The organism is Pseudolabrys taiwanensis, assembly GCF_003367395.1.
Lineage (GTDB): Bacteria > Pseudomonadota > Alphaproteobacteria > Rhizobiales > Xanthobacteraceae > Pseudolabrys > Pseudolabrys taiwanensis.
Genome location: NZ_CP031417.1, coordinates 1,740,105 through 1,756,719, shown reverse-complemented (window position 1 = coordinate 1,756,719; position 16,615 = coordinate 1,740,105). Strand labels below are relative to the sequence as shown.

Annotated in this window: 18 protein-coding genes; 8 read left to right on the top strand and 10 right to left on the bottom strand. The window is 64.8% G+C overall.

The window, feature by feature from the left end; all coding sequences use genetic code 11:
• Positions 1–154: 154 nt before the first annotated feature.
• The gene (gene radA, locus DW352_RS08415) at positions 155–1,555 is read right to left on the bottom strand and encodes a DNA repair protein RadA (RefSeq protein ID WP_115690283.1); all 1,401 of its coding nucleotides are present in this window, start codon (positions 1,553–1,555) and stop codon (positions 155–157) included.
• A gap of 163 nt (positions 1,556–1,718) precedes the next feature.
• Here radA and DW352_RS08410 point away from each other — a divergent pair, with 163 nt between their 5' ends.
• The 3 genes from DW352_RS08410 to DW352_RS08400 all read left to right on the top strand — a co-directional run bounded on the left by DW352_RS08410 (position 1,719) and on the right by DW352_RS08400 (position 3,164).
• Positions 1,719–1,970 carry a hypothetical protein gene (locus DW352_RS08410; protein WP_115690281.1) on the top strand — a complete coding sequence of 84 codons (252 nt, stop codon included), beginning with the start codon at positions 1,719–1,721 and terminating at the stop codon, positions 1,968–1,970.
• Between the two features lie 130 nt (positions 1,971–2,100).
• A complete protein-coding gene (locus DW352_RS08405; RefSeq protein WP_115690279.1) occupies positions 2,101–2,712 on the top strand; it encodes a DUF2239 family protein in 612 nt (203 codons plus the stop codon).
• On the top strand, positions 2,712–3,164 hold the full coding sequence (locus DW352_RS08400; protein WP_115690277.1) for an ester cyclase: 453 nt from the start codon (positions 2,712–2,714) through the stop codon (positions 3,162–3,164). The genes DW352_RS08405 and DW352_RS08400 overlap by 1 nt, the downstream gene beginning before the upstream one ends.
• Before the next feature lie 22 nt (positions 3,165–3,186).
• On the opposite strand, the gene alr is transcribed toward DW352_RS08400, so the two are convergent.
• Together alr and DW352_RS08390 are read right to left on the bottom strand one after the other, a co-directional pair.
• Positions 3,187–4,341: an alanine racemase gene (gene alr, locus DW352_RS08395; protein ID WP_115690275.1), complete on the bottom strand. Its 1,155-nt coding sequence runs from the start codon at positions 4,339–4,341 to the stop codon at positions 3,187–3,189.
• Positions 4,342–4,492: 151 nt separating this feature from the next.
• Positions 4,493–5,440: a tripartite tricarboxylate transporter substrate binding protein gene (locus DW352_RS08390; protein ID WP_162826860.1), complete on the bottom strand. Its 948-nt coding sequence runs from the start codon at positions 5,438–5,440 to the stop codon at positions 4,493–4,495.
• A gap of 130 nt (positions 5,441–5,570) precedes the next feature.
• On the opposite strand from DW352_RS08390, the gene fahA reads away from it, so the two are divergent.
• The 3 genes from fahA to DW352_RS08375 are packed head-to-tail and all read left to right on the top strand — an operon-like array spanning position 5,571 to position 8,415.
• Positions 5,571–6,890: a fumarylacetoacetase gene (fahA, locus tag DW352_RS08385; RefSeq protein WP_115690271.1), complete on the top strand. Its 1,320-nt coding sequence runs from the start codon at positions 5,571–5,573 to the stop codon at positions 6,888–6,890.
• Between the two features lie 14 nt (positions 6,891–6,904).
• Positions 6,905–7,606: a TetR/AcrR family transcriptional regulator gene (locus tag DW352_RS08380; protein ID WP_210209948.1), complete on the top strand. Its 702-nt coding sequence runs from the start codon at positions 6,905–6,907 to the stop codon at positions 7,604–7,606.
• A gap of 20 nt (positions 7,607–7,626) precedes the next feature.
• Positions 7,627–8,415, top strand: a complete 789-nt coding sequence (locus tag DW352_RS08375; RefSeq protein WP_115690267.1) for a cyclase family protein — start codon at positions 7,627–7,629, stop codon at positions 8,413–8,415.
• 37 nt (positions 8,416–8,452) lie between these two features.
• Here the strand turns inward: DW352_RS08375 and DW352_RS08370 are convergent, their stop codons facing one another.
• Together DW352_RS08370 and DW352_RS08365 are read right to left on the bottom strand one after the other, a co-directional pair.
• Complete coding sequence (locus DW352_RS08370) at positions 8,453–9,955, bottom strand: replicative DNA helicase (RefSeq protein WP_115690265.1); 1,503 nt, start codon at positions 9,953–9,955, stop codon at positions 8,453–8,455.
• 190 nt (positions 9,956–10,145) lie between these two features.
• A complete protein-coding gene (locus DW352_RS08365) occupies positions 10,146–11,396 on the bottom strand; it encodes a cyclopropane fatty acid synthase (protein ID WP_115690263.1) in 1,251 nt (416 codons plus the stop codon).
• Positions 11,397–11,635: 239 nt separating this feature from the next.
• Between DW352_RS08365 and DW352_RS08360 the strand changes: the two genes are divergently transcribed.
• Positions 11,636–12,154: a hypothetical protein gene (locus tag DW352_RS08360; protein ID WP_162826858.1), complete on the top strand. Its 519-nt coding sequence runs from the start codon at positions 11,636–11,638 to the stop codon at positions 12,152–12,154.
• Positions 12,155–12,454: 300 nt separating this feature from the next.
• On the opposite strand, the gene rplI is transcribed toward DW352_RS08360, so the two are convergent.
• The 5 genes from rplI to DW352_RS08335 form a co-directional block, all read right to left on the bottom strand.
• Complete coding sequence (rplI, locus tag DW352_RS08355) at positions 12,455–13,114, bottom strand: 50S ribosomal protein L9 (protein WP_115690259.1); 660 nt, start codon at positions 13,112–13,114, stop codon at positions 12,455–12,457.
• A 65-nt stretch (positions 13,115–13,179) separates the two neighbouring features.
• Positions 13,180–14,160 carry a DUF2232 domain-containing protein gene (locus tag DW352_RS08350; protein WP_162826857.1) on the bottom strand — a complete coding sequence of 327 codons (981 nt, stop codon included), beginning with the start codon at positions 14,158–14,160 and terminating at the stop codon, positions 13,180–13,182.
• Between the two features lie 141 nt (positions 14,161–14,301).
• Positions 14,302–14,550: a 30S ribosomal protein S18 gene (rpsR, locus tag DW352_RS08345; RefSeq protein WP_115690255.1), complete on the bottom strand. Its 249-nt coding sequence runs from the start codon at positions 14,548–14,550 to the stop codon at positions 14,302–14,304.
• A gap of 3 nt (positions 14,551–14,553) precedes the next feature.
• Positions 14,554–15,003, bottom strand: coding sequence for a 30S ribosomal protein S6 (gene rpsF, locus DW352_RS08340; protein ID WP_115690253.1), 450 nt, complete (start codon positions 15,001–15,003; stop codon positions 14,554–14,556).
• 246 nt (positions 15,004–15,249) lie between these two features.
• On the bottom strand, positions 15,250–15,474 hold the full coding sequence (locus tag DW352_RS08335) for a hypothetical protein (protein WP_115690251.1): 225 nt from the start codon (positions 15,472–15,474) through the stop codon (positions 15,250–15,252).
• 193 nt (positions 15,475–15,667) lie between these two features.
• Here DW352_RS08335 and fabD point away from each other — a divergent pair, with 193 nt between their 5' ends.
• Positions 15,668–16,612, top strand: coding sequence for an ACP S-malonyltransferase (gene fabD / locus DW352_RS08330; protein WP_115690249.1), 945 nt, complete (start codon positions 15,668–15,670; stop codon positions 16,610–16,612).
• Positions 16,613–16,615 lie beyond the last annotated feature (3 nt).

The following is a 16,615-nucleotide window of genomic DNA, read 5'->3' as shown; positions in this document are numbered from 1 at the left end:
GCGAATCCGGAACCGGCTGAGGTTCCGGAACAGGCCGGCAGTGGCGATCGTAAGTGCTTAATTTCTCGACTGTTTCTACACGAGCCGCCGGTCGGCGCAGAAGTGCCGGAGCCGCTTGTGATGCCCTGTTGTATAGCGGGGCGTCACGAAGCCGTCACCCGTCTTCTCCACCAGATTTGGCGCGCGCCGGCGGCCGCCCGTTGGCGGCAATGTCGGCCACCAGACTTGTGAGGCTGCCGACGTCGCTGACCTGGATGGCGCCATTTGCCTCGGCGCGGGTGGCTTCAGGTACCACCGCCCGCGCAAAGCCAAGCTTGGCGGCTTCCTTCAGACGCGCCGCGCCTTGCGCCACCGGCCGCACCGCGCCGGACAGCGACACCTCGCCGAAATAGACGCCGTCCGCCGGCAGCGGCGCGTTGCACAGCGACGAGACGAGCGCGGCGGCGACCGCGAGGTCGGCCGCCGGTTCCTGGATGCGGAAGCCGCCGGCGACATTGAGGTAGACGTCGTGGCCGCCGAGCCGCACGCCGCAATGGGCTTCCAGCACCGCCAGCACCATCGACAACCGGCTCGAGTCCCAGCCGACCACCGAGCGCCGCGGCGTGCCGAGCGAAGAGGGCGCGACCAGCGCCTGGATCTCCACGAGCAACGGCCGCGTGCCCTCGAGGCCGGCAAAGACAGCGGTGCCGGGCGAGCCGAGGTCGCGCTCGGACAGGAACAGCTCGGACGGGTTGGTGACTTCGCGCAGGCCATCGCCCGTCATCTCGAACACGCCGATTTCGTCGGTCGGGCCGAAGCGGTTCTTGGCCGAGCGCAGCACGCGGAACTGATGCGAGCCTTCGGCCTCGAAGGACAGCACCGCATCGACCATGTGCTCGACGACGCGCGGGCCGGCGATCTGGCCGTCCTTGGTGACGTGGCCGACCAGGATCACGCAGGCCCCGGATTTCTTGGCAAAGCGAATGAGCGTCTGCGCGCTTCCGCGCACCTGCGTCACCGTGCCGGGCGCCGACTCCACCGTATCGGTCCACATCGTCTGGATGGAGTCGATGATCACCAGCTTCGGCAGCTTGCCTTCCGAGATGGTGGCGATGATGTCCTCGACCGAGGTCTGCGAGGCAAGCTCGACCGGCGCATCGCGCAGGCCGAGACGCTCGGCGCGCAGGCGCACCTGCGCCACCGCCTCTTCACCTGAGATGTAGACGACGCGGTGGCCGGCGCGGGCGAGGGCGGCGGTGGTCTGGATCAGCAGCGTCGATTTGCCGATGCCGGGATCGCCGCCGAGCAGCAGCACCGAGCCGCGCACGAAGCCGCCGCCGGTGACGCGGTCGAGCTCACCGATGCCGGAGGCGAGGCGCGGGGCGTCCTGCGTATCGCCGGCCAAAGCCTCGAGCGCGAACAGTCGGCCCTTGCCCGGCTTGCGCGGGCCGGCGGCGCGCTCGGCGCCTTCCTCGGACAGCGTATTCCACTCGCCGCAGGCCTCGCATTTGCCCTGCCAGCGGGGCGAGGCCGCGCCGCAGTTCTGACAGACGAAAGAGAGGGTGCGGCGGGACATCGGAATCGTCCTTGCGATCGTGACTATGACGGTAGTGGTACGGCGAGAACATTACAAGAACATTTACGGCAAAATACATCGCTACCACCGTCAGAAGTCACGATGCGCCGGACCGCAGGATGGTTAACGATGGAACTTGGAACTTTTTGTGTGGGGGACTGTCGTGAAGATCTTTTTGGTAGCACTGCTGGTTTGCGGCCTGCTCGCCTATTCCAGCCAACCGTCGAAGGCCGTGGCGCAGGCACCGGTCGTCGTCGTCACGGGGAGCTCCGCGGTCGGCGCCGGCATATACGTCGCCGGCGGCATCATCGGCCTCGCGGCCCTGCTTTGCGTGTACGACCTCTATCTCAAGTCCAGCGGTCTCAAGAACTGGGACGGTACGCCCAAGAAGGGCCTGACACCGAATTTCCCGTAAGATCGCAAGCGATCGAACGCAAAGGCCGCCACATCGTGGCGGCCTTTGACGTATGCGCGCGCCTTGTGCATCGCCTGCCATTTATATCCGGGTAAATTGACATATCAAATTACCCGGGTATAAATGGGCAATGCAAAAGAACCAGACGCCTCCCCCTCAGGGCACTTCGTGCACCGCCTTTGATCACACGCACCACCTTGCGACCGGGACCTATCCGTCCGTTGCAATCGCCGTGAAAGAACATCTGCGCACGGCAGCCGACGCGTCGGTGCTGATCTTCGACGACAGCAGCGGCAGACAGATCGACTTCGATCTGCGCAGGACAGACGAAGAGATTGCCGCGCGGATCGGCAAGCAGTTTCCTGCGGACACGGCTGCGACGACACGCGCCGTCGGAAGGCCCAAGCTCGGCGTCGTGAGCCGCGAGGTGACTTTGCTGCCCCAACAATGGGAGTGGCTTGCCGAACAGTCCGGCGGTGCATCGGCCACGCTGCGACGGTTGGTGGAAGAAGCGCGCCGCGCGGCGCCTACGCCGCAGGCACGGCTGCGGAAGATTCACGAGCGCACCTACAACTTCATGTCGGCGATGGCCGGAAATCTTCCGAACTTCGAAGAGGCATCGCGCGCGCTGTTCTCGAACGATCGGGCGGCTTTCAAGAAGCTCCTGGACGGATGGCCCGCCGACGTCGTGGCGTATCTCGATCGCCTTTCGACGGACGCTGTAATTCAGGACGTGGTGTGATGAAAGCGACAGAAGTTGTCGAGCGGCGCCGAGCGCTGTTGGCGGATTTCATGCGCGAGGTCTGGTCGAACGGGGACGTTATGCGTTGCGGCGCCTATATCGCTCCGTCGTACACGATCCACCACGACCCCGGCGATGCTTGGGAAAGGCAGACGGTCGATCTTCCAGGTTTTATGGATCGCGTGCGGCTATCGCGGGCGCCCTTTCCGGATCAGCAATTCGATATCCGCGACATGTTCGCTGGCGAAGACAGTCTGGCCATGACGTGGCTCTGGCACGGGACACACAGCGGCGACCTGCCAGGGTTTCCCGCGACGGGGCAGCGCCTCACGATGTCGGGCGCGACAATCTACTACTTCGACCGCGCCAACAGAATTACCGGGCACTGGCAGGTCACTGACAGGCTCGGCATCTACCAACAGCTGCAGCGCGCAAAGCCGCACCCCGCGTAGAGGCGGTGGGCGCCGGCGCTCGTCAGTCGATGCGATACACGCGATGATACCGGCGCCCCAAGCTCGTCAGCACCTCGTAGCCTATGGTGCCGGCGCGATCGGCGACCTCGTCGACCGTGATGTCGCCGCCGATCAAGGTCGCGACATCGCCGCGGCGCACCGCGTTGTCCGGTAGCGCGCTGACGTCGACGGCCAACAAGTCCATCGAGATGCGGCCCGCGATCGGGCAGCGCTTGCCGGCAACGATCGCGTCGGCGCCGGGCGCTTCGTCGCTTGCGCTTGCCGCGCGCAAATATCCGTCGGCGTAACCCACCGCGCAGACCGCGATGCGGCTCGAATGTCGCGCGGTCCATACGGCGCCGTAACCGATGGCATCGCCCTTCGGCACGGAGCGCACATGCAGCACATGCGCATCGAGCCGTACCACCGGCCGCATCGGATTGGCGTGGCCGGGCGTCGGATTGCTGCCATACAGCGCGCCGCCCGGGCGCACCACGTCGCAGTGCGCCGCATTGCCGAGGAAGATGCCGGACGAATTGGCAAGCGAGGAGGGGATGCCCCGATAGAGCAGGCGCACTTCGCGGAAGAGCTTGATCTGCTTCTCGTTGAGCGGATGCGCCGGATTGTCGGCGCAGGCGAGGTGGCTCATGAGCAGCGTGATGCCGTGGTTCTCGGCGCGGATGCGCGGCGCGAGCGCCGCCGCCTCGTTCGGCGTGATGCCGAGCCGGTTCATGCCGGTGTCGACATGCAGCGCCGCGCCGCCGCGCCATTGCTGCGTCGAGCAGAACGTGTCCCATTCGGCGAGTTCGACCAGGCTGCCGATCACCGGGCGCGCGCGCAACGCGGCGAAGGTGGGGGCGGTGCCAGGCAGCAGGCCGTTGAGCACATAGATCGTCGCTTCGCCCGCGACCGCGCGCAGACGCCGCGCTTCGGCCAAGTCGGCAACGAAGAAGGTCTTGCAGCCGGCATGCGAAAGATGCGCGCCGACCTGCTCGAGACCGCAGCCATAGGCATCGGCCTTGACCACCGCAGCGGCTTCCGCCGGCGTCGCGCGCCGCATCAGCGCCTGCCAGTTGGCGGCGATGGCCGACAGATCGATCGTCAATATGCCGCCGGCTTCGGCCGCAGGTGGACCGGCGTCCGGCCGCATTGTGGAAGGATCTGGAAGTTGATTCATGGCCCGGCTTTGGCTGCGCTTTGGGGTGCTTTTAAGGACAGGCGCGAACGAAGCAAATCGTTTTCGAGTCTAGTCCTTTCACGCCCCCAATGCAGCAGGCACCGCCGCCGCATGCGACCGGCGACGGCGCCTGACACCGGCACAAAGACGGTCAGGGTTCGCCCAAATTCAACCGGCGGATCAATTCGCCCTTGAACTTGTAGTCGGCGGCCGTTGCATCGTGGAAGACTTGGCCCGGTACGAACTGCACGATCGCGCCGGTGCTGCCGGCGATCTTATGGACGGCGGGGCTGTCGACCGCCGTCTGGCATGCCTTCTCCAGGCGCTGACGGATCGGTTCGGGCAATCCCTTCGGCGCGAAAACGCCGTTCTGTCCGGGCGGCACCGAGGTCGCAATGCCGATCTCCTTGGCCGTCGGCGCGTCGGGGAAGGCGGGATGGCGCTTATCGGAGAACACGACCAGCACGCGCAGATCGCGGCCAACGATCGAGGAGATCGCGGGCGCGCCGAAGTCGAGATCGCCTTTCATCAGCACGGGCAGGAGATCGCCGTCACCACGGAACGGTACCTGCACCGCCTGGAAGCCGAGCGCGGACGCGGCGTTCTCTACCGATAAATGCGGGATCGAGCCGAGACCAGCATGGCCGTAAGTCAGCTTGTTTGGCGTGCGCTTAGCCGCGGCGATCAGATCGGCGATCGATTTGTACGGCGAGTCCTGGCGCACCGCGATCGAGAATGGATTCTCGAATACCTGGCAGATGTAGTCGAATGAATCGACGTTGTAGCGCACGCCTTTGACGAGGTACGGCGCGTTGGCGATCGGCGTCGTCGGGCCGAAGCCGAGCGTATAGCCGTCGGGAGCCGCCGCCGCGAGATTGGAGAAGCCGAGCGTGCCGCCGGCACCGACTCGGTTGACCACCACCACCTGCTTGCCGAGTTGCTCCGACATCGAGGCGGCGACCGCGCGGCCGACGGAGTCGACGCCGCCGCCCGCCGCGAAGGGCAGGATCATTTCAATCGGCCGTGTCGGCCAATCCTGCGCCGCCGCCGAAGATGCCGCCAAGGCGAGGCAAGCAGCGAGCAGAGTCTTCCGTCCCATGGGTCTTCCCCCTTCATGCGGCGATTTTCTTCGCCAATTATTCAAACGAGCACTTAAAATGTTTGTTTGACTCGTAACGAGGCGGCATAAAGAGGTCAAGCGCGCGCCTCGCTCACACGAGATTTGCCCCATGACCTTCGACGGCCTCGACCACACCCACGATCCCGCTTTGACGAGCTGGGTGACCTCGGCGAACGATCCGCAAACGCCGTTTCCGATCCAGAACCTGCCGTTCGGCGTGTTTCGCCGCCGCGGCTCTGCCGAGCCCTGGCGCGGCGGTGTCGCCATCGGCGATCGCATCGTCGACCTGCCGGCCGTCGCGCACCATTTGCAGGGGTCGGCGCGCGCCGCCGCCGAAGCCTGCGCGGCGCCAAGCCTCAATGGCCTTCTGGCGCTCGGGCCCGCGGCCTGGCAGGCGTTGCGCGTCGCTATTTCGGAAGGGCTGCGCACGGGCGCCACGCTTGCCGCCGAGGCGGACAGGGTGCTGGTCGAGGCGGCGAAGGCGGAGATGGCCGTGCCGACGGCCATCGGCGACTACACGGATTTCTTCGCTTCGATCCATCACGCGCGGCGCACCTCGCGCATCATCCGCGGCGATACCGATGTGCGGCCGAATTTCCATTGGCTGCCGATCGGCTATCACGGCCGCGCATCTTCCATCGTCGTCTCGGGCACATCGGTGCGGCGGCCACGCGGCCAGTTCGTACCGCCCGGCGCGAACGAGCCGATCTTTGCGCCGACGCAGCGGTTGGATTTCGAACTCGAAGTCGCAGCCATTGTCGGCGTCGGCAATGCGCTTGGCGAGCCGGTGCCGATCGCGCAGGCGGAGCAGCATCTGTTCGGCCTCGTCCTCATGAACGATTGGTCGGCGCGCGACATCCAGGCCTACGAGGCGATGCCGCTCGGGCCGTTTCTCGGCAAGAGCTTCGCCACCACGATCTCCCCCTGGATCGTCACGATGGCGGCACTCGCCCCCTTCCGCACCGCGCTTGCGCCGCGTGAGACCGGGGCGCCGAGACCGCCCGCGTATCTCGACCAAGGAGACGCGGCCGCGTGCGCCGGCATCGCGCTCGCGCTCGAGGCGCGCATCGGCACATCGGCGATGCGAGACCGAGGCGTCTCCGACGCTACGGTAACCACGACCGACTTGCGCTCACTTTACTGGTCGTTCGGGCAGATGCTTGCCCATCACACCGGCAACGGCTGCAACCTGCGCATCGGCGACCTCATCGGCACCGGCACCGTCTCCGGCCCCGAGACGACAAGCGCGGCGTGTCTTCTCGAAATCACCGAAGGCGGTCGCAAGCCGGTTGAATTGTCCGCCGGCGAGAGTCGCGTTTATCTGCAAGACGGAGACGAAGTGGTGCTGACGGGATGGTGCGCGGATGGCGTCCATCGCGCGATCGGCTTCGGCGAATGTCGTGGACGCATTGTGCCGCCGCTCGGCTGACAGGACATCCGACCATGTCTTCGTCCTCGCATAAACGTCGCGCCGTTTCGCCCGCCCGCGGCACGACCGTGGAGCAGATGGCAGAGGACACGACCGTTGGGCGAATTCTGGCGGCCGCCGAGATGCTGTTTGCCGAGCAGGGGTTGTCGAAGCCGACGTTACGGACGATCACCGAGCGGGCGGGCGTCAATATCGCCGCGGTGAACTATCACTTCGGTTCGAAGGAGGAATTGATCCTGGCCGTGTTCGAGCGGCTGTCGCAGGGGATCAACGCCCGCCGCGTGGCCGAACTCGAGACACTGCTCGCGGAGGCGGCCGCCCGCGCCAAGCCGCCGCAATTGAGCGACGTGGTCGCGTGCTTCGTGCGGGTCTATGTCGATCCGCGTCCGGAAGAGAACAGCGCGCTCTTCGCCAAGCTCGTGCTGCAGCATCGTGTCGAACCGACGCCGGTAACGCACGCCGTCGTGCGCACGCATTTCGACCCGATGGCGGCGCGCTTCATCGATGCGCTGGCGCTCGCTTGCCCCGGCATCGACAGGGCGATACTCGCCTGGCGCTACATGTTCATGGTGGGGGCCGTCATCGTGACGGTAACGGACCAAGGCGGCGACAACCGGCTGGCCCGCCTGACCGGTGGGGCGGCCGATACGGCCGATCGAGCCGTGCTTGCGGGCGAACTGGTCCGCTTCCTGATCGCCGGCATGGCCGCGTCCTGACCCGAGCAAGGAGAAACGTCATGGTCCAACGCATCGTCGATATTTCGATGCCGCTCGAGAACGATGTGCCGAGCGATCCGCCGCTCGCACGTCCGAAGCTGCGCTACTTCAATCACACCGAAACCTTCGATCGCATCGGCAGCTTTTTTCCCGGTCTGACGCGCGAGGATTTGCCCGATGGCGCGGCCTGGGCCGTCGAACTGGTCGAGATCAGCACGCATAACGGCACGCATCTCGACGCGCCGTATCATTTCCACCCGACCATGGATCACGCGCTGGGCGCGCCCAAACCGGCCATGACGATCGATCAGGTGCCGCTCGACTGGTGCTTCAAGCCCGGCGTGAAGCTCGACTTCCGTCATTTCCCGGCCGGCTACGTGGCAACCGCCGCCGACGTCGAAGCCGAGCTTGCGCGTATCGGCCACACGCTTGCACCGCTCGATATCGTACTGGTCAACACCGCCGCGGCCGCCCGCTACGGCCACGCCGATTACGTCGACAGTGGCTGCGGCATGGGCCGCGAGGCGACGCTCTACTTACTCGAACGCGGCGTGCGCGTGACCGGCATCGACGGTTGGAGCTGGGACGCGCCGTTTAGCGCGACCCGCGCGCGTTATGCGGAGACCAAGGATGCCAAGCTGATCTGGGAAGGGCACAAAGCCGGGCGCGATATCGGTTACTGCCACATCGAGAAGCTGCACGGCCTCGAAGCCTTGCCTGCGACAGGCTTCACCGTGTCGTGCTTCCCGGTGAAAATCCGTGGTGCTTCGGCCGGCTGGACGCGCGCGGTCGCGATCTTCGACGAGTGATCGGCTGTGGCCGCCGGAATCTCACGGCGGCCAGCCCTTACATGTGATGGTCGGGCAGGTGATCGGCGCGCGCGAGCGACGAGAAGCGCGTGACCGAGCCGTCGAAGGCCAGCTCGACCGTGCCGGTCGGGCCGTGACGCTGCTTGCCGATGATGACTTCGGCGGTGCCGTGCACTTTGTCCGCTTCCGCCAGCCACTCCGCGAACTTCTCACGCGCCGCCTCCGACGGCTTGCGCATGTTGTGGTAGTATTCTTCGCGGTAGACGAACATCACGACGTCGGCGTCCTGTTCGATCGAACCCGATTCACGCAAGTCCGAAAGCTGCGGCCGCTTGTCATCGCGGCTTTCCACCTGACGCGACAGCTGCGACAGCGCCATCACCGGCACCTGCAGCTCCTTCGCCAGCGCCTTGAGCCGCGTGGTGATTTCGGTGATTTCCTGCACGCGGTTTTCCGATGAACGCTTGTTCGAGCCGGTCAAAAGCTGAAGGTAGTCGATCACCAGGAAGTCGAGGCCGCGCTGGCGCTTCAAGCGCCGCGCACGCGCCGCGAGCTGCGCGATCGAGATGCCGCCCGTCTCATCGACGTAGAGCGGCACGTTCTGCAACTCGATCGAGTAGTCCTTGATCTTCTCGAATTCGGCTTCGCTGATGCCGCCGCGGCGGATCTGGTTGGACGGGATGCCCGTCTGTTCGGCGATGATACGGGTGGCGAGCTGCTCGGCCGACATTTCGAGCGAGAAGAAGCCGACGACGCCGCCGTTGACCGTTTCCATGTGGCCGTCGGGCTTGACCTCGCCGCGCCACGCTTTGGCGACGTTGTAGGCGATGTTGGTGGCGAGCGCGGTCTTGCCCATGCCGGGACGGCCGGCGACGATGATCAAGTCCGACTTCTGCAAGCCGCCCATCATGCGGTCGAGATCGTCGAGACCGGTGGCGACGCCCGACAATTTGCCGTCGCGCTGGAAGGCGGCGGCGGCCATGTCGATGGCGGTGGTGAGAGCCTGGCCGAAACGCTGGAAGCCGCCGTCGTAGCGGCCGGTCTCGGCGAGGTCGAACAGCTTCTTTTCGGCGTCTTCGATCTGGTGGCGCGGCGAGAAGTCGACCGGCGCGTCATAGGCGACGTTGACCATGTCTTCGCCGACCTGGATCAGCGAGCGGCGGATGAACAGGTCGTAGACGGTGCGCCCGTAGTCCTCGGCGTTGATGATCGTGGTGGCTTCGGCGGCGAGGCGGGCGAGATATTGGCTCACCGTCAGCCCGCCGATGTCGACGCTGGCGTCGAGGAAGGTCTTGAGCGTGACCGGCGTCGCGATCTTGCCGGCGCGGATCAGGTCGCGCGTGAGGGTGTAGAGCTTCTGATGGATCGGCTCGAAGAAATGTTCCGGGTTCAGAAAGTCCGATACCCGGTAGAAGGCCTCGTTATTGACGAGGATGGCGCCCAGCAGGGCCTGCTCGGCCTCGATGTTGTGCGGGGCAGAACGATATTGCGGTGCAGAAGCGTCGAGCTGCTTGCGTGCGACTGATTCGAGAGGGGCCATGGAAATCCTTGTTCCGCCATTTTGACGAAACTTTGGTGGAGCCCTTGCTTACACCATTGCTCTCGGAGAGCGACCGTCGATCGACGGCATCGCCCGCTGTCCACAATCCTGACCACCGAAAAAAAAATGCCTTCACGCTGCTTGAGCGTGAAGGCTTGACGTGGGTGCCGTGCGCTAATAGCGGGTGTGATTATTCCCCCGCCAGCCTTAGGGGCGGCCTGGTCTTGCCCTCGACCCCGCGCAGGCGTTGCTCTTCGCGCATGATGTAGTCGCGCGTCATCGGCACGATGCCTTGCTTCTTGGTGAGCTGGATCTGGAAGTTCATCATGTTCTGCTTGCGGAACGACATTTCCGACGCCGCCAGATAGAACTCCCACATGCGCACGAAGCGCTGGTCGTAGATGCGCTCGACTTCCTCGCGGTGCGCGAGGAAGCGCTCGCGCCATGCCTTCAGCGTCTCCGCGTAATGCAGGCGCAGGATTTCGATGTCGCAGACGAGCAGGCCGGCGCGCTCGATCGCGGGCAGCACTTCCGACACCGACGGAATGTAGCCGCCGGGGAAGATGTACTTGGCGATCCACGGATTGGTGATGCCCGGGCGCTCCGAGCGGCCGATCGAATGCAGCACCATGACGCCGTCATCCTTCAGGAGCTTGGCCGCTTTCCTGAAGAACTCGTCGTAATGGCCGACACCGACATGCTCGAACATGCCGACCGACACGATGCGGTCGAACGGGCCGGGGACGTCGCGGTAATCCTGGAGGTTGAACCGGGCGCGGCTCGTCAGCCCCTTTTCGGCGGCGCGGGCATTGGCGATGCCATGCTGTTCCTGCGAGAGCGTGACGCCGGTCACATCGGCGCCGGAGATCTCGGCGAGATAAAGCCCCAGGCCGCCCCAGCCGCAGCCGATGTCGAGGATGCGTTGACCCGGCTCGATCAGCAGCTTGGCTGCGAGGTGGCGCTTCTTGGCAAGCTGGGCATCGTCGAGCGTTGCATCCGGCGTCTCGAAATAGGCGCAGCTATATTGCCGATCGGCGTCCAGGAAGAGAGAGTAGAGACGGCCATCGAGATCGTAATGGTGCGCGACATTCTCTCTCGCGCGCTTGCGCGGATTGAACTGCGCCAGGCGCCGGCCGAGATAGCGCAGCAGGAACTGCGGTCGCGACCATTGCGGCAGCTCCGCCTGCTGGCCGAGCGCAATCTCAAGCACCTCGGCGATCGTGCCTTCTTCGACGACAAACGTGCCGTCCATATAGGCTTCGCCGAGCTTGAGCTCCGGATCCGTGATCAAGCCCCATTCGGCCGCACGATTTGTGAGACGCACGGCGACTGGCTTGCCGGTGCCATCGCCAAAGGTAAAACTTTGGCCGCTCGATGTGGTGAGTTTGAAGCTCCCCCGACGGAGGAAGGTTCTCAACAGAATTTGGAGCAACCGGTCCATCGGCCGCCTCCATCAATCACAATCCGGGCGCTATACGAGGAGGGTAACTCCGACGGCTAACGTCACCGGTGCCTAAACGTTCGATTGTAGGGATTTAATCGCGCTTTTTAGGCCGCCGCAATGCCACAATTGGGGACGTCGCATGCAATTCTGGTCTGCGGGTCATTAATGTCTATTATACAGTAAGTACCTGTGTTTATCGGGGCGGCAAACGTGAAGTCCAAAGGTCGAGGAATATGATGAGCTTACAGAACGGAATTCGACTAACGTTTGGCTTGGGGCTGCTGTTATTGGCGAATAGCGCCAATGCACAGGATAACCTCGATCAGGGCAAGTCGGGCGCGCAGTTGTTCGCGTCCAACTGTGCGATCTGTCACAAATCGCCGGAAGGTCTCGCCAAAGCGGGCGGTCTGCTCGGGGTGCAGAGTTTCCTGCGGGAACATTACACGGCGAGCAAAGAATCGGCGGCGGTCATCGCGGCCTATCTTCAGTCGGTGGACAAGGCCGCAGGGCCCGCACAGCGAAACGCACCGTCCAAGCGAGCAGTGCGCGGTGACGGAAGCGGCAAGCCGGCGGCGAAGAAGCCCGAAGCCAAACGCGGTGAGGGCAGCTCCGAGAACGCTTCGGAGAAAAAATCTTCCGAAACGAAACCATCGGAGAGCAAAACATCCTCTCGCAAACCGGCGGAATCGAAAGGCGACTCCAAGCCGAGCGAAGCGAAACCGGCTGACGCATCGAAGTCCGAGAAATCGGAATAAGACTACCGGTGTTTTCGGGCGATTGCGTCACCGAACATTAACCGCCGCCGGTTGGCGATGTGAATTCTGCCGCACTGCGGTGAACTATTGACGTCGTGTGCCGTTAAGGTGCCCGACGGGGAGTTCACCACATGCAAGAGCTGATGCTGCTCGTAATGGCAGCGGTCTTTACTGTCGCCATCGTCTTGATCCATCGGGTTACGCCGTAAATCGTGTCACGATGGACGATGACGCAAAAAGGCCCGGCAGCGATGCCGGGCCTTTGCCATAACGACGAGGCAAGCAAGCCTCGCGTATCGATCACTCTTCGTCGGCGGCCTTCTTCTTGCCCTTGGCCTTCTTCGGCGCGGGCTCGGCGTCGGCTTCGGCCTCGGGAGCGGCAGCTTCGGCTTCCTCGTCTTCGCTGCCTTCCTCGAAGAACGTTTCGGCCGTGGCGGCGGCTTCGGCGCGGGCCTCTTCTTCATCGGTACGGCGGACGGTCACGTCCTCGCCACGCTTGATGCGCTCGGCTTCATCGGCGCTGCGCGCGACGATCACGGTGACCGCCACTTCGATTTCCGGATGCAGCGCGATCGGAACCTTGTACTGACCGATCATCTTGATCGGCGCGTTGATCGCGACCTGGCCCTTGGCGATATCGGCGCCTTCCTCGGCGATCAGGCGGGCGATGTCGCGGCTCGTCACCGAACCGAACAGCTGGCCGGTCTCGCTCGCCTGACGCAGCACCACGAAGCTCTTGCCGTCGACCTTCGCGGCGACCTTGCCGGCTTCGCCCTTGGCCTCGAGATTGCGCGTCTCGAGTTCGGCCTTCATGCCTTCGAAGCGCTTCTTGTTGTCGGCCGTGGCGCGCAGCGCCTTGTTGTTCGGCAGCAGGAAATTGCGCGCGAAGCCGTCTTTCACGCGCACGACGTCGCCCATCTGGCCGAGCTTGCCGACGCGTTCGAGCAGGATCACTTCCATTGTCATTACTCCTTCGGATCTGAACTTGGTTGGTTCTTGGGTTTGGTTTCGGGTTGATGTTGAACTCAGGTGATGGTGGAGGCCGGCGGCCCGCGCTTGCTCGCGATGCGCGCCCGCAGGCCGAACAAAGTTTCGACGAGGCCGAGCACGGCGAAAATCAGCACCGGCCAGCCCAATACGGCGAGCGAGGCATAGACGCCGCCGATAATGAAAGGCCGGCTGTTCAGGCTGCGCGTGACGTCGTGCACCACGGCGAGACCGAGCACCGCATGCGCCATGCACAGGCTTGCCGCGACCACGCCGGCGACGATGCCGACGAGGCCGTCGACGAAGCTCAGCACGGTCGCAACGCCGAGCGCGATCGCCGCCGTAGGCGGGAACACCATCGCGGCGATCTCCGGCCAGGGCCGCGTCAGCCGCCCGGAGAATCGCACGATGCGGCCGGCGAGCCACAGATTGACGAGGCTGGTGACGGTGGCCAGCACCGCCGCGGCGGGCGGGATCACCGTGACGAAGAAATCGATGAAGCGCTTGGCGCGCTCCGCGTCCGCCGCCGGGACGCCGTCCCTGCCGGCATCGAGCTGCAGCATGCGGTTGAGCGCGCTGGCAAGCCCGGTCCGGAAGCTCTCGGCGTCGAGGCCGAAATTCGGAATGGCGAACAGCACCACCAGGGCCGCGAGGGCGGCGGCCCAGAGCACCAGGCGGCCGGGCGGATACCATTCGAGCGAAGGCTGGTCGGACGCGCCCGCCGTCGCGGTCAGCGGCCGCGCCAGCAAAGAGAGGTAGGTGAGCCACCAGGCTGGGATGCCGGCGCCGGCGAGGAAAGCGAGAAAGAAAGCGCCGCCGAATATGAGGCCGATCGCGCCCGCCGCGACGATCGCGGCGGTCAGGCTGGCCCAATGGGTCCAGCCGAGCCCGGCGATCATGATCGGCAGCGGTGCGAGATAGAAGAGGATGACGGACAGCCACGAGCCGGACGTTACCGAGGCGAACAGCAAAGCCGCCGCGGCGCCAGCACCAATGCCTATGAGACCGGTCTGCATCATCCCGAGCTGTCCCGCTCCGTTCGAGCGGTTAGAGGCGGAGCCTACGTCCGTCCCAACCATCGGCTTGCCGGATGTCGCCGGAAGCCTCGTTTTAAGGCCTCACCCCGCGTGTCGCGGGATGAGGCTGTTCGTCAAATCCGATTAGCGGATCACGTAAGGCAGCAGGCCGAGGAAGCGGGCGCGCTTGATCGCCTGGGCGAGTTCACGCTGCTTCTTGGCCGACACCGCGGTGATGCGGCTCGGCACGATCTTGCCGCGCTCCGAGACGTAACGCTGCAACAGCTTCACGTCCTTGTAGTCGATCTTCGGCGCATTGGCGCCCGAGAACGGGCAGGTCTTGCGACGGCGGAAGAACGGACGGCGCGCGCCGCCCTGAGCTGCGAGTGCCATTGATTATTCCTCCGTAGCCGCTGCTTCGTCATCTTCGCGGCGCGGACGGCGCTCGCCCCGGTCACCGCGATCGCCGCGGTCACGGTCGCCGAAGCGGCCGCCACGATCGCCGCGCTCGTCGCGGTCACGATCGGACTTACGCAGCATGGCGGAGGGGCCTTCCTCCAGCTCTTCGACGCGGATGGTCAGATAGCGCAGAACGTCTTCCGAGAGGCGCTCCTGGCGCTCGATCTCGTTGAGAGCCGCCGCCGGCGCATCGACGTTGAGAAGCGTCATATGCGCTTTGCGGTTCTTGTTCATGCGGTAGGTGAGGGACTTCAGGCCCCAGTATTCGTTCTTGGAGACCGTGCCGCCCATCTGCGTGATGACGCCGGTGAGCTGGGTGGTCAATTCCTCGACCTGCTGCGCGCTCAGGTCCTGGCGCGCCAGATAGACGTGTTCATAGAGGGGCATGAAATGCCTTTCCCTGTTAGAGCCAAATCCTCGATCCTGGCGCCTAGCCCTTCGAGCCCTTCGGGAAAGGCTCGAAACTGCTCTGAAGGCGGAAACACGGGATGCCGGACCAGACGGTCCTACCGGCTTGCAGCGTCAGACGCTGCCGACCAGTCATCCGTTCAGCTTCCAACCAGGGTCGACGGAACGCGCGGGTTATAAGGATTTCCGCCGGGAATGCAAGGAGAACGCAGGCTGGAACCCGCCTCAGGCGGCGTGTTCGGTGCCGTTTTGTAGCCGGTCGGCGAGCTGGACCGCCAGATCAGCCCCTTCCTGGAGCTGGCGTACCCCTTCCTCGGTCGGGGCGCTTTGGCGGCGCATACGGTTGAGCGCCCCGAGCAATCGATCGAGGTTCGCCGCCAGGAGTTGCTGGCGGAACTGCGGGTCGCTGCGGGCCCGCGAAAGATCGTCGTCGGAGACCAGGGTGCTCATTGGCCGAGTGTCGCTTGGATTAACCAAGGCCTTAACAGGGAAGTCTTTTCGTCCGGTTACCCCACCCGCCGCAAACTGAATGGTTCCGCTCTCGCGCTTGACAGGAGCCGCATGGGCGGTGTCTCTCGGCGCGGTTTTGCTCCCGGGGGGCGGGCATCCGTCAGGATTTTAAAGGGTCGGGGACTGGAGAGGTATGACTGTCGCGTTTGTATTTCCGGGGCAGGGTAGCCAGACGGTCGGCATGGGCAAGGCGCTCGCCGATCAGTTCGCGCCCGCGCGCGCGGTATTTGCGGAAGTCGATGACGCGCTGGGCGCCAAGCTCAGCAGCGTTATTTTCGAGGGACCGCAGGATGTGCTGACCCTGACCGAGAACGCCCAGCCGGCGTTGATGGCGGTGTCGCTCGCGGTCATCCGCGTGCTGGAGGCTGAAGCCGGTTTGAACCTTGCGCGCGATGCGCAATTCGTCGCCGGTCACTCGCTCGGCGAATATTCGGCGCTTGCTGCCGCCGGCACTTTCACCATCGCGGATGCGGCGCGGCTTCTGCGCACGCGCGGCCAGGCGATGCAAAAGGCTGTGCCGGTTGGCGCCGGCGCGATGGCTGCGTTGCTCGGACTCGAATTCGATGCCGCGGCGGCTGTCGCGGCCGAAGCGGCGCAAGGTCAGGTCTGTCAGGCCGCCAACGATAATGGTGGCGGCCAGGTCGTCGTGTCGGGCGATAAAGCCGCCGTCGAACGCGCGGTTGAAATCGCCAAGGGCAAAGGCGCCAAGCGCGCGATGCTGCTGCCGGTGTCCGCGCCGTTCCATTGCGCGCTGATGGCGCCTGCGGCCGACGTCATGGCCGAGGCGCTCGCCAAGGTCACGGTGAGGCCGCCGGTGGTTCCGGTGGTCGCCAACGTATTGGTGAAGCCGATCCAGGATCCGGCCGAAATCGTCAAGGCACTGGTCGCGCAGGTCACCGGGACCGTGCGCTGGAGAGAATCGATTTCCTTCATGGCCCAGGCGGGCGTGAAGACATTCTACGAAGTCGGCGCGGGCAAAGTGCTCAGCGGTCTGGTCAAACGTATCGCCGACGGTGCGACCGGCACGGCGATAGGGACGCCCGACGACGTTGCCGCATTCAAAGCGGCGCGCGCCTAACAG

Excerpts from the sequence above, each read along its gene's own strand:
- rplI (WP_115690259.1), bottom strand. The coding sequence starts at position 13,114 with ATGGAAGTGATCCTGCTCGAACGCGTCGGCAAGCTCGGCCAGATGGGC.
- DW352_RS08350 (WP_162826857.1), bottom strand. The coding sequence starts at position 14,160 with ATGATGCAGACCGGTCTCATAGGCATTGGTGCTGGCGCCGCGGCGGCT.
- DW352_RS08400 (WP_115690277.1), top strand. The coding sequence starts at position 2,712 with ATGAAAGCGACAGAAGTTGTCGAGCGGCGCCGAGCGCTGTTGGCGGAT.
- DW352_RS08405 (WP_115690279.1), top strand. The coding sequence starts at position 2,101 with ATGCAAAAGAACCAGACGCCTCCCCCTCAGGGCACTTCGTGCACCGCC.
- rpsF (WP_115690253.1), bottom strand. The coding sequence starts at position 15,003 with ATGCCCCTCTATGAACACGTCTATCTGGCGCGCCAGGACCTGAGCGCG.
- DW352_RS08380 (WP_210209948.1), top strand. The coding sequence starts at position 6,905 with ATGTCTTCGTCCTCGCATAAACGTCGCGCCGTTTCGCCCGCCCGCGGC.
- fahA (WP_115690271.1), top strand. The coding sequence starts at position 5,571 with ATGACCTTCGACGGCCTCGACCACACCCACGATCCCGCTTTGACGAGC.
- fabD (WP_115690249.1), top strand. The coding sequence starts at position 15,668 with ATGACTGTCGCGTTTGTATTTCCGGGGCAGGGTAGCCAGACGGTCGGC.
- alr (WP_115690275.1), bottom strand. The coding sequence starts at position 4,341 with ATGAATCAACTTCCAGATCCTTCCACAATGCGGCCGGACGCCGGTCCA.
- DW352_RS08365 (WP_115690263.1), bottom strand. The coding sequence starts at position 11,396 with ATGGACCGGTTGCTCCAAATTCTGTTGAGAACCTTCCTCCGTCGGGGG.
- DW352_RS08335 (WP_115690251.1), bottom strand. The coding sequence starts at position 15,474 with ATGAGCACCCTGGTCTCCGACGACGATCTTTCGCGGGCCCGCAGCGAC.
- DW352_RS08375 (WP_115690267.1), top strand. The coding sequence starts at position 7,627 with ATGGTCCAACGCATCGTCGATATTTCGATGCCGCTCGAGAACGATGTG.
- rpsR (WP_115690255.1), bottom strand. The coding sequence starts at position 14,550 with ATGGCACTCGCAGCTCAGGGCGGCGCGCGCCGTCCGTTCTTCCGCCGT.
- DW352_RS08390 (WP_162826860.1), bottom strand. The coding sequence starts at position 5,440 with ATGGGACGGAAGACTCTGCTCGCTGCTTGCCTCGCCTTGGCGGCATCT.
- radA (WP_115690283.1), bottom strand. The coding sequence starts at position 1,555 with ATGTCCCGCCGCACCCTCTCTTTCGTCTGTCAGAACTGCGGCGCGGCC.
- DW352_RS08370 (WP_115690265.1), bottom strand. The coding sequence starts at position 9,955 with ATGGCCCCTCTCGAATCAGTCGCACGCAAGCAGCTCGACGCTTCTGCA.
- DW352_RS08360 (WP_162826858.1), top strand. The coding sequence starts at position 11,636 with ATGAGCTTACAGAACGGAATTCGACTAACGTTTGGCTTGGGGCTGCTG.